The 10306-nt window shown below is 74.5% G+C and carries 12 protein-coding genes; 8 read left to right on the forward strand and 4 right to left on the reverse strand.

Features of this window, described 5'->3' with window-relative positions; genetic code table 11:
• Nucleotides 1-324: helix-turn-helix domain-containing protein (locus BU198_RS29350; protein WP_188299878.1), on the reverse strand; the 324-nt coding region annotated here is incomplete at its 3' end.
• A gap of 190 nt (nucleotides 325-514) precedes the next feature.
• On the opposite strand from BU198_RS29350, the gene BU198_RS29355 reads away from it, so the two are divergent.
• From BU198_RS29355 to BU198_RS29380, 6 genes are all read left to right on the forward strand, one after another.
• The gene (locus BU198_RS29355) at nucleotides 515-1363 is read left to right on the forward strand and encodes an SDR family oxidoreductase (protein ID WP_188299879.1); all 849 of its coding nucleotides are present in this window, start codon (nucleotides 515-517) and stop codon (nucleotides 1361-1363) included.
• 84 nt (nucleotides 1364-1447) lie between these two features.
• Nucleotides 1448-2689: an MFS transporter gene (locus BU198_RS29360; RefSeq protein ID WP_188299880.1), complete on the forward strand. Its 1242-nt coding sequence runs from the start codon at nucleotides 1448-1450 to the stop codon at nucleotides 2687-2689.
• Between the two features lie 88 nt (nucleotides 2690-2777).
• Entirely contained in the window at nucleotides 2778-3959 is a 1182-nt protein-coding gene (locus tag BU198_RS29365) for an alkene reductase (protein WP_188299881.1), read from the forward strand.
• A gap of 475 nt (nucleotides 3960-4434) precedes the next feature.
• On the forward strand, nucleotides 4435-4677 hold the full coding sequence (locus BU198_RS29370; protein WP_188299882.1) for a hypothetical protein: 243 nt from the start codon (nucleotides 4435-4437) through the stop codon (nucleotides 4675-4677).
• 45 nt (nucleotides 4678-4722) lie between these two features.
• The gene (locus BU198_RS29375; RefSeq protein ID WP_188299883.1) at nucleotides 4723-5484 is read left to right on the forward strand and encodes a helix-turn-helix domain-containing protein; all 762 of its coding nucleotides are present in this window, start codon (nucleotides 4723-4725) and stop codon (nucleotides 5482-5484) included.
• 78 nt (nucleotides 5485-5562) lie between these two features.
• Complete coding sequence (locus tag BU198_RS29380; protein WP_188299884.1) at nucleotides 5563-5973, forward strand: sigma factor-like helix-turn-helix DNA-binding protein; 411 nt, start codon at nucleotides 5563-5565, stop codon at nucleotides 5971-5973.
• A gap of 96 nt (nucleotides 5974-6069) precedes the next feature.
• Here BU198_RS29380 and BU198_RS29385 read toward each other — a convergent pair whose 3' ends face one another.
• From BU198_RS29385 to BU198_RS29395, 3 genes are all read right to left on the reverse strand, one after another.
• Nucleotides 6070-7515, reverse strand: coding sequence for a CHAP domain-containing protein (locus tag BU198_RS29385; protein WP_188299885.1), 1446 nt, complete (start codon nucleotides 7513-7515; stop codon nucleotides 6070-6072).
• 229 nt (nucleotides 7516-7744) lie between these two features.
• Nucleotides 7745-7939, reverse strand: coding sequence for a hypothetical protein (locus BU198_RS29390; RefSeq protein ID WP_188299886.1), 195 nt, complete (start codon nucleotides 7937-7939; stop codon nucleotides 7745-7747).
• A 146-nt stretch (nucleotides 7940-8085) separates the two neighbouring features.
• On the reverse strand, nucleotides 8086-8595 hold the full coding sequence (locus BU198_RS29395; protein ID WP_188299887.1) for a hypothetical protein: 510 nt from the start codon (nucleotides 8593-8595) through the stop codon (nucleotides 8086-8088).
• A 157-nt stretch (nucleotides 8596-8752) separates the two neighbouring features.
• On the opposite strand from BU198_RS29395, the gene BU198_RS29400 reads away from it, so the two are divergent.
• A complete protein-coding gene (locus tag BU198_RS29400; RefSeq protein ID WP_188299888.1) occupies nucleotides 8753-9742 on the forward strand; it encodes a helix-turn-helix domain-containing protein in 990 nt (329 codons plus the stop codon).
• A 141-nt stretch (nucleotides 9743-9883) separates the two neighbouring features.
• Nucleotides 9884-10306, forward strand: a 423-nt coding sequence (locus tag BU198_RS29405) for a hypothetical protein (RefSeq protein WP_188299889.1), incomplete at its 3' end; no start/stop codon positions are given.

The raw sequence follows: 10306 nt of genomic DNA on the forward strand, positions 1-10306 counted from the left end.
GTCCACCTCGTCCGGCTCGCCCGCCTCGCCGCTCTCGCCGCCGTCGGCCGCGGCGGGGGCCAGCCGGTAGCCGGCGCCCTGGCGCAGCACGCGGTCGCGGCCGATCGCCCGGCGCAGCTGGGACACCTTGGCCTGGAGCGCGTTGGCCGGATTGCCGGGCGGTTCGTCGCCCCACAGCTCGTCGACCAGCAGGTCCGCGGAGGCCACCCGCCCCTCCCGGACGAGGAGCGCGGCCAGCAGCGTGCGGACCTTCGCCTCGGGGACCTTCACCGGATCGCCCGCGGCGTCCCACACCGCAAGCGGACCCAGCACCCCGAAACGCATGTCTGCACGCTACACGGCGTGTCCCGGAGCACCGGCAGGGGACCGTCAGCCGCTCCGGGGCACCGTCAGCGGATCGTCAGCCGACCCGAAGCGCTCCCGGCCAGAGTCGTTCCTGTCGAAAGCCAGCAGAACGGCAGAACGGCAGAACGACGCGACACGACACGACACGAGCGATCGGAGGGAGCGGACCATGCCGAAGTACACGGGCCGGAACGCGGTCGTCGTCGGTGGCACCACGGGGGTCGGCCTCGCGATCGCCAAGCGCCTCGTCGAAGGCGGCGCCCGCGTGCTGCTGACCGGCGGCGCGGCGCACGGATCGGCGGAGGCGGCGGCCGGGCTGGGTACGGCGGCGACCCTGGTCGCCTGCGACACGGGGGACGCAGGGGACACAGGGGGTGCCGGGGCGGCCGGGGACGCCGCCGAGGCGAACGCCGCGGCGCTCGCCTGGGCGGCGCGGAGCACCCTCGGCACCGTCGACATGCTGTTCGTCGCCGCCGAGCCCGGCACCGCGCAGCCGCAGCCGCAGCCGCAGCCGCAGCCGCCGCAGCAGCAGACGGAGACGGAGCCGCAGCCGGAGTCCGAAACACAGCGCTACGACCGGCAGTTCACCGCCGCCACGAAGGGCGCGTACCTCGCCGTCCGGGCGCTGGCACCGCTGGTCGCCGACGACGGCGCCATCGTCTTCACCACGGTGGCGGCGGACGCCTGCCGGCCCGGCATGCCGGACGCGGGCGTGCACGCCATGACGGCGTCGGCCGTGCACGCTTTCTCCCACGTGCTCGCGGTCGAACTCGCCGACCGCGGCGTGCGCGTCAACGCCGTCTCGCCGGGCGCCATCGGCACACCCGCCGACGGCGTTGCCCGGGGCCCCCGGCAAGACGCCGCACCGCCGCTCGGGCGCCGCGGATCCGTCGACGACGTGGCCCGCACCGCGCTCTTCCTGGCCGCCGACGCCACCTTCACCACCGGCACCGTGCTCGCCGTCGACGGCGGCCTCGGCTGCGCCACCGCCCGGCCGGGCTCCGCGCCCCGCCACTGAGCGGCACCCCCACCGCCGCACCACACCCCCGGCCACACCCACATCGGCACACCCACACCACACCCACGAACAGGACGACCCGTCATGCCCGCCACCGCACCCGCCGAATCACCCGGGACACCCCGCAAGACAGCGCCCCGCAAGGCGCCGCCCCCGGGCCCCGGCCGCCTCCCGCTGCCCGCACTGCTCGCCCTGGCCACCGCCGTCTTCATCACCAGCCTCACCGAGACGCTGCCCGCCGGACTCCTGCCCGCGATGAGCGCCGACCTGGGCGTCGGCGAGTCGGCGGCCGGGCAGACCGTGACCGTCTACGCCCTCGGCACCGCGCTCACCGCGATCCCGCTCGCCGTGGCCACCGCCCGCTGGTCGCGCAAGCGCCTGCTGCTCGTCTCGATGGCCGGGTTCGCCGCCGCCAACACCGTCACCGCCGTGTCGTCGGCGTACCCGCTGACCATGGCGGCCCGGTTCGTCGCGGGCGTCGCCGCCGGCCTCGCGTGGGCGCTGCTCGCCGGCTACGCCCGGCGGCTGGCACCGCCGCACCTGGAGGGCAGGGCCGTCGCGGTGGCGATGGCCGGCATCCCCCTCGCGCTGTCGCTCGGCGTCCCGGCCGGGACGTTCCTGGGAGACGCCGTGAACTGGCAGACCGCGTTCCTGGCCATGACCGGCCTGACCCTGCTGCTGCTCGCCTGGATCGCCGCCTTCGTGCCCGACCAGCCCGGCCGGGAGCACTCCGCCGGTACGCCCGTACGGGTCGCGCTGCGCAGGCCAGGGGTGCGGCCGGTGCTGACCGTCACCCTCCTGTTCGTCCTGGCGCACACCGTCCTCTACACCTACATCGCCACGCTCCTCGACGACCTCGGCCTCGGCGACTCCACCGGCACCGTGCTGCTGGTCTTCGGCGGCGCCTCGCTGCTCTCCATCTGGCTGGTGGGCGCGCTCATCCACCGCAGGCTGCGGGTCCTGACGGTGGCCGCCACGCTGCTCGTCGCCGTCGCCGCGACCGGCCTCGTGCTGGGGACCGACAGCACCCCCGCCGTCTACGCCGCGGCCGCGCTGTGGGGCCTGGGCTGGGGCGGCGTGCCGACCCTGCTCCAGACCGCCGCGGGCGACGTGGCCGGGGACGCGGCCGACGCCGTGCAGGCCGCGCTGGTCACCCTCTGGAACGCGGCGATGGCCTTCGGGGGACTGCTCGGCGGGCTGCTGTTCGACCTGTTCGGCGCGGGAGCGTTCGCCTGGAGCGCGCTCGTCCTGCTCGTCCCCGTCCTCGCCGTGGTGCTCGCGGCCCGCTCCCACGGCTTCCCGGCCGACCGGGGCACCGCGGCCTGAAGCCGCCTGAGGCCCCGCCCCGCCGCCCCCTCCGCCTCGCGAACTCCGAAGCCCCGTACCCGTCCCCGTGCCCGGAAGGGACCCTGTCATGACCGAGAACCCCGCCCCCGCCGCCCCCGCCGCCCCCGCCGCCCCCGCCGCCCGCGACCTGTTCGAGCCCGCCCGGCTCGGCCCGCTCGACCTGCCGAACCGCCTGGTGATGGCCCCCATGACCCGCAACCGGGCCGCCGCCGACGGCACCCCGCTGCCGGTCATGGCCGAGTACTACGCCCAGCGGGCCGGCGCCGGGCTGATCATCGCCGAGGCCACCACCCCGAACCGGGTCGGCGCGACGTACCCGAACATCCCGGCCATCCACCGGGACGCGCACGTCGAGGGCTGGCGGACGGTCACCGACACCGTGCGCGCCGCCGGCGGACGGATGTTCCTGCAACTCCAGCACGGCGGCCGGATCGGCCACCCGGAGACCAGCGGCCTGCACCCCGTCGCCCCCTCCCCGGTGCCGTTCCCCGGCCCGGTGCACACCCCGTCCGGTCCGCGTCCTGCGGTGGTGCCGCGCGAGATGACGGCCGACGACATCCGCGCCACCGTCGAGGACTTCGCGAACGCCGCCCGCAACGCGGTGGCCGCCGGCTTCGCCGGAGTCGAGGTGCACTCCGCGAACGGCTACCTGCTCCACCAGTTCCTCGGCCAGGACACCAACCGGCGCACCGACGCCTACGGCGGACCGGTCGCCCACCGCATCCGGTTCACCGGCGAGGTCGTGCGCGCCGTCGCCGACGCGATCGGCGCCGAGCGGGTCGGCGTCCGGATCGCCCCCGGCGTCACCGCGAACGCCATGGCCGAGGGCGACACCGAGGCGATCTACCCGGAACTGGTCGCCGCCCTCGCCGGGACCGGCCCGGCCTACCTGCACGTCGTGTTCGCCGACCCCGGCCAGGCGCTGTTCCGCGAGCTGCGCGCGGCCTGGCCCGGCACCCTCATCGCCAACCCGGTGCTGGGCTGGGGCGGCCCGCTGCCCGAGGACGGTGGCAGGGCCGCCGCCGAGGGGCTGCTCGCCGCGGGCGCCGACCTGATCGCGCTGGGCCGCCCGTTCCTCGCCAACCCGGACCTCGTCCACCGGCTGCGCACCGGCGCCCCGGTCAACCAGGTGCGCGACCGCGGCCTGATGTACACGGGCGGAGCCGACGGCTACACCGACTACCCGGCACTGCACACCCCGGCCACGGCACCCCGCCCCGCCCTCGCCCCCGCCCCGGCGGGCGGGTGACCCGCCGTCCGCCGAACGCGGGGCACCGGACGGTGCCGGGAAATACAGAGAGACCGCTCGGGCCACCAGGGCCGGGCGGTCTCTGCTGTTCGGGCGGACCCATGCGCCAACACGGCCCGCTGCCGATGTTCCCGAGTTGTTGGAGTGAACAGCGCCCCCGGGTTCCGGACCCGCGGGTCCGGATGAACGCCGCTCCAAATCGTCACATCCAGCCAGGACGGCTCACAAGGGCATGCTGCACAAAGGCGCATCAAAATTCGGTTTCAGTTCGTTGAACTGTGTGTTTCTGATAGGGCGTTCACAGAATTGCGGGCGGAGACCGGGACAGTGGCGCATCAATCTGCGCGATGTTCACCGAACCGATTGGGATTCACCCATACGCCTGACAGAGTGTGATGCCACCGGGCACACAGTGCGACGCCAACCGCACAAGTGCCCGTCAGTTGGAGTGGACAGTGATATGGAGGCCTCCTCGATGACGAGGAACCGGAAGAAGCGCATCCGCACCCGAACCCGCACCCGCTGCGCGACGGCGGACCCCGTACCGCTGCGCCCGTACCCGTACGGGCCGTTCGCGACCGGTGAGACGGCCGTGGTCGTCGTCGTGGTCGTGCTGGCCGCCGTCCTGGTGGCAACGGGCATGTCGGCCGGGGCGGCGATCGAACTGGCCACGGGCGGCTGCCTGTTGGCCGCGAGGCTGCGACGGGGGCAGGCCTAGGAAGAACGCCTGCCTGCGATGGGACGCCAAGAGAATCCGATCGAGGTGACCGAGCCGGCGCTCGCCCGGCTGGCCATCCTGCTGCGGAATCAGCGCGAGCAGGCCGGGTTGACGTACCGTCAGCTCGCCGCTCGGACCAACTACCACCCCACCACCCTGCAACGGGCCGCCGACGGCCGCTCCGTGCCGAGCTGGAAGGTCGTGGAGGCCGTCACCCGCGAATGCGGCGGCGACCTCAAGACCATCCGGCGCAAGTGGGCCCAGGCCAACTACTGGTCCCACGTCCCCCGCCCCTCGGGGAGCCGGCGGCTGCTGCGCGCACCCCGCCGGGTCGACCCCCAGCAGGTCGACTCCTTCGCCGACCTGCGCCGGGCGATGCACGAGATGCGCCGCAAGGCCGACTGGCCCTCCCTGAGGGAACTGGACCGCCGGGCCCGCGAGCGGGGCGAACGCCTGCCCTCCAGCACCCTGTCCCTGGTCCTCAAGGGCGAAGCCCCGCTGCGCAAGCCCGTGTTCCTCGCCTACATGGAGGTCTGCGGGGTCAAGGAGGCCCGCCGCGCCCAGTGGGCGGCGGCCTGGGAGCGGACGAACAACTCCCGCACCCCGGTCCCGGTCAACTCGCGTACGTACCAGAGCGAGTTCGCCCGGGCCATGCAGTCCTCCAGCGCGGGCGCCTCGACGGACATCCTGTTCCGCCTGTGGGTGACCCTGCGCAACAGCCGGGCCGCCGACCGGGACGAGAGCCCCGGCCATCCCGCCGCGGCGGGCCGCGACGGCACCGACGACAACCCGTCGGTCCTCGTGTGACCGGGTCCTCGGCCGGGGTGCGCGACCCGCGCCCCGGCCGCGGACCAGCACCCACCCGCGCCACCTCGGGACACCACCATGCCGACACCATCCCGCCGCCCGGCCGACCCCGGGCCCGCGCTGGGCCTGCGGGCGCTGCGCGACCTCCACCAGCGCCACTACCTGGACTACGCCGAACTGCTCCTGCCGCCCGCCGACGCCCGACTGGCCGTCCACGACGCCTTCGAGGAACTCGGCGGCCACTGGCTCGACGCCCTGTCCACCGCCAGCCCGACGGCCTGCGCCTGGCAGGCGGTGCGCCGCCGGGTCCGTATCCTGGCCGGGCCCCGGCCGTTCGGGCCGGTCGCCCACCTCACCGCCACCCAGCAGGACGTCCTGCTGCTGCACCTGGTCCTCGACCTGCCGGCCGCCGAGATCGCGGCGCTCACCGGCACCGAACCGGCCGCCGTCCACGTCCAGCTCCGCTCCCTGGCCGCCGCCCAGCGCTGACGGGCTTGGGCGGGGGCGAACGAGGGCAGCCGCCCGCTCCCCGGCGGGAGCGGACGGCTGTGTGGTGCAGAGCGGCTGATCAGGGGGGGAGGAGGGTCAGTTGGCGAGGGTGTTCAGGTGCATGTCGCCGTTGGGCATCCCGGTCGCGGCGATGGCGTTCACCTTGCCACCGGCGTCCGCCACGGCCGCGCCCTGCCAGGCGCCACTGGCGAAGCGGACGTTGTCGTACACGTTGCCGTTGCTCAGGGTGACCAGGTGCAGGTCGCCGTTGGGCATCGCGGTGATCGCGGCCTGGCCGACCGCGCCGCCGGCGTCGGCGAGGGCGGCGCCCTGCCAGTTGCCGTTGGCGAAGCGGACGTTGTCGTACACGTTGCGCTCGCCCACGGTCGCCAGGTGCATGTCGCCGTTCGGCATGCCGGCCACCGAGATCGAGGCCACCTTGCCGCCGGCGTCGGCGACCGCGGCGCCCTGCCAGGCGCCACTGGCGAAGCGGACGTTGTCGTACACGACACCGTTGGCCAGGGTGACCAGGTGCAGGTCGCCGTTGGGCATCGCGGCGACCCCCGCCTGGGTGATGGTGCCGGCGGCGTCGGCGAGGGCCGCGCCCTGCCAGGAACCGTTGGCGAAGCGGACGTTGTCGTACACGTTGCCGTTGACCACGGTCTCCAGGTGCATGTCGCCGTTGGGCATGCCGACGGCCGCGATCGAGGAGATGGTGCCGGCGCCGTCGGCGAGGGCGGCGCCCTGCCAGTTGCCGTTGGCGAAGCGGACGTTGTCGTACACCTTGCCGTTGCTGAGGGTGACGACGTGCAGGTCGCCGTTGGGCAGCGCCGCGGTGACGACCTGGGAGACGTCCGCACCGGCGTCGGCGAGGGCGGCGCCCTGCCAGTTTCCGTTGGCGAAGCGGACGTTGTCGTACACGTGGTTCGGCGCGGGCGGGGTCGGGGCGGGGGCGGCGGGGCTGCCGGAGTCGGTGCCGCCGATCGGCGACACGTAGCCGCTGAGGCGCTGGCCGCCCCAGCTGTAGCCGATGGCGGAGCTGTGGGTCACTTCCTTGACCCTGGAGGTGGCGGCCCAGTTGCCGCTGGTACCGCCCTCGTTGCCGCCGATGGTGGTGATCGTGCCGTTGCCGACGGCCGTCACGATCGCCACGTGCGCCGCGTAGCCGCCGCTGTAGTCGTACAGGACCGCGTCGCCGACCTGCGGAGTCTTGTGCAGCCCGCCGTTGTAGCGGCCGAAGTCGCCGGCCCACGGGCTCAGGCCGCGCACATCCACGCCGTTCTGCTTCCAGACCCACATGGCGAAGTCCGCGCACCAGTTCTCGGGGGTGCCGCCGACGGCGCCGGTGCAGCTGCTGTAGAAGTAGTTGCCGCCCGCGCTGTTGACCGAACAGGCGTTCTTGCCCACGTTGGCCTTGGCGGTGGCGGCGATGGAGGTGCCGACGCTGGCGGAGGCAGTGGAGGCGCCCAGGGCGAGGCTGAGCGGCAGGACCGCGGCGGCGGTGGTCAGCGCGGCGGCACGGCGAAGACTGGTCTTGGACATGACATATCTCCCGAGGTGTCCGAGGGTGTGAGAAGTCGAGGGGGGCGACGGCGGGGCGTCATCGGCCGCGCGCCGTCAGCGGTGCGTCGTCGTGAAGCGTTCGGGGCGTCGCGGACCGAGGGGCCGGCGGTCCCGGAGCACCGTGAGCGGTGCGCGGCGGGACGGTCCGGCCGGGCCGGGCGGCTGCCCTGCAGGAGCAGCCGATCGGTGGGCGCCCGCGGCCCGGGGATCAGCCCCAGATCATGTTGTCGGACGGGCCGGGGGTGATCGTGGTGGCGACGGTGGCGACGGCCGGTTCGGCGGCCTCGGCCAGGACGACGCCCGCCGGCTGGGCGGGGGAGGCCTGGGCGGCGACGGCGGGGACCAGGGCGGCGAGGGCGAGGGCGGCGACCGCGGCGGCCTTGGCTGGGACGGAACGAAGCATGACGGTGTCTCCTTCTCGGATGTGACGGGCTCGGGGCTGTTCCGGTGTTCGCGTCCCGCGGTGACGCTCTCTCCGGTCTGTCGCCGGCGGTGTTCCCTGCCGACATCAACTAGCTTCGTCGCTGGTCACGGCCCGTGGAAGGGGATTCAGGTGGACGGAAGCGCCCCTGGACCGTTCCGGCCAGGGCCGGCGGAACCGGCCTCACGGGCGGGGTCGGCCGGGGCGGCGGAACCGTCCACACCGTCCACACCGGCCACACCGTCCACACCGGCCACACCGTCCACACCGGCCACACCATCCGCGCCGGCCACACCATCCGCGCCGGCCACACCGTCCGCGCCGGCGGTGCCGGACAGCAGCCGCTCGTAGAACGCCGCGACGAGCGGCACGCCCGACCCCGCCGCCCTCCAGCCCGCGAACCCGGGCACGGCCGCCAGCACCCGACCGCAGAACACGGCCGCCCGGCCCTCCGCCTCGGCGAGGGAGTCGGCGACGAGGTACACCCCGAGCACCGGATCCGGGAACGCCTCCGGATGGACGACCAGGTGCTCGACCCGGTCCCCGGGAAGGGCGGCGGCCAGCAGCAGCTCACGGGCGTCGGGGGGCAGCGCGAGGCCCGGCGAATCGGGGCGCAGCGCGGTGTGGACGAGGTACATGCAACGAGCTTGCCGCGCAAGGGCGTTCGGCACATAGGAAAGGGCGAGGACCGTACCGGCCCAGGCCTGAACCGTCCACCACGGCGATGGTCACGCCCGGAGGGTTGTGAAATGATCGCGCGCGGATCGAACACCGGTTCATCACGGGGGTGGGGAAATGCTGACGGCACTGGGGCTGGACAAGGTCTCGGAAACGGTCTACCGGACGATGCTCGCGCACCCGCAGGAGGGGGTGGCCGCTCTCGGCGTGCGCCTCGCCCTGCCGGAGCAGCAGGTCAGGCAGGCCCTGGACACGCTCAGCGAGCTGGCGCTGCTGCGCCCGTCCGCGGACCGCGCGGGCGAGCTGCGCGCCGTCTCCCCCGAGGTCGGGATGGAGATCCTGATGGCCCGCCAGCAGGCCGAACTCGCGGCCCAGCAGTCGCGCATCGAGGCCTCCAGGGCCGCCGCCGCCCAGCTCATCGCCGAGTACGCCGACCTGCGCCCGGCCTCCGACCAGCCCGGCGTCGAGCAGCTGACCGGCCTCGACCAGATCCGCGACCGGCTCACCACGCTCACCCGGGAGGTGCGCGAGGAGGTCATGACCTTCGCCCCGGACGGCGGCCAGAAGCCCGAGAACATCGAGGCGGCCAAGCCCCTCGACCTCGACCTGCTGGAACGCGGCATCCGGATGCGCACCGTCTACCTGGACAGCATCCGCAACAGCCCGCACACCGTGGAGTACGTGAACTGGCTCGTCTCCCACGGCGGCCAGGTCCGCACCGTGGCCGCACTGCCGACCCGCATGATCGTCGTCGACCGCGCCACCGCCGTCATCCCGATCCTCAGTGACAGCACCGCCACCGGCGCCGTCGTGCTCACCGGGCAGGGCATGCTGGCCGCGCTGTGCGCGCTGTTCGAGACCGTCTGGGCGGACGCGCAGCCGCTCGGCACCACCACCCGCCTCAACGAGCACGGGCTCAGCGCCCAGGAACAGGCCGCCATCACCCTGCTCGCGGACGGCCACACCGACGACGCCATCGCCAAGCGCCTGGGCGTCTCGCCCAGGACCGCCCGCCGCATCGCCACCGACCTGATGGAACGCCTCGACGCCCGCAGCCGCTTCCAGGCCGGGGTCCGGGCCGCCCAGGCGGGCTGGCTCACCGGCTGAGCCGGCGGCCGGGCGCGCCGGGTCGCGCGCCGGGCTCGCCGAGCGGCCGGCTCACCGGTTGAGCCGCGCGCCGGTGCGGGGCCGTAGACGTGGACGGGGCGCCCTCTGCCGGAGCGGGCGCCACGGCGTCAGGAGGCAGGCATGCTCAGGTTCCACGGCGCGTGGCGGATCACCGTGGTCGGCAGGAGCGCCGACTTCGACCAGCGGGTGGTCGTCCGCGGCGCGTACGGGCTGCGGGTGCTGCCCGGCCGGGTCGGCGCCGCGATCGACGTGGACGAGGAGAGCTGGACGCTGTCCCTGGAACACCACCTGTGGGGCCGCAGCTGGCAGCCGAACCTGCGCACCACCCCCGGGCCGGTCACCGAGCACGACGGCCTGCGCAGCCGGCTGCTCACCAGCAACGACTGCCACTGGCCGGGCAAGCCGCTGGACTACGTCAACTTCGTGCTGCGCCTGGACCAGGCCGTCGCCCCGGCCGCCGCGCCGGTGCGCGCGGCCCGGGTGAGCGAGGCGCCGGTCGGCGCGCCCGTCCAGGCCGTCCGCACCGTCTCCTCGGGCTGGCCC

The sequence above is a fragment of the Streptomyces sp. CBMA156 genome, assembly GCF_014596515.1.
GTDB lineage: Bacteria > Actinomycetota > Actinomycetes > Streptomycetales > Streptomycetaceae > Kitasatospora.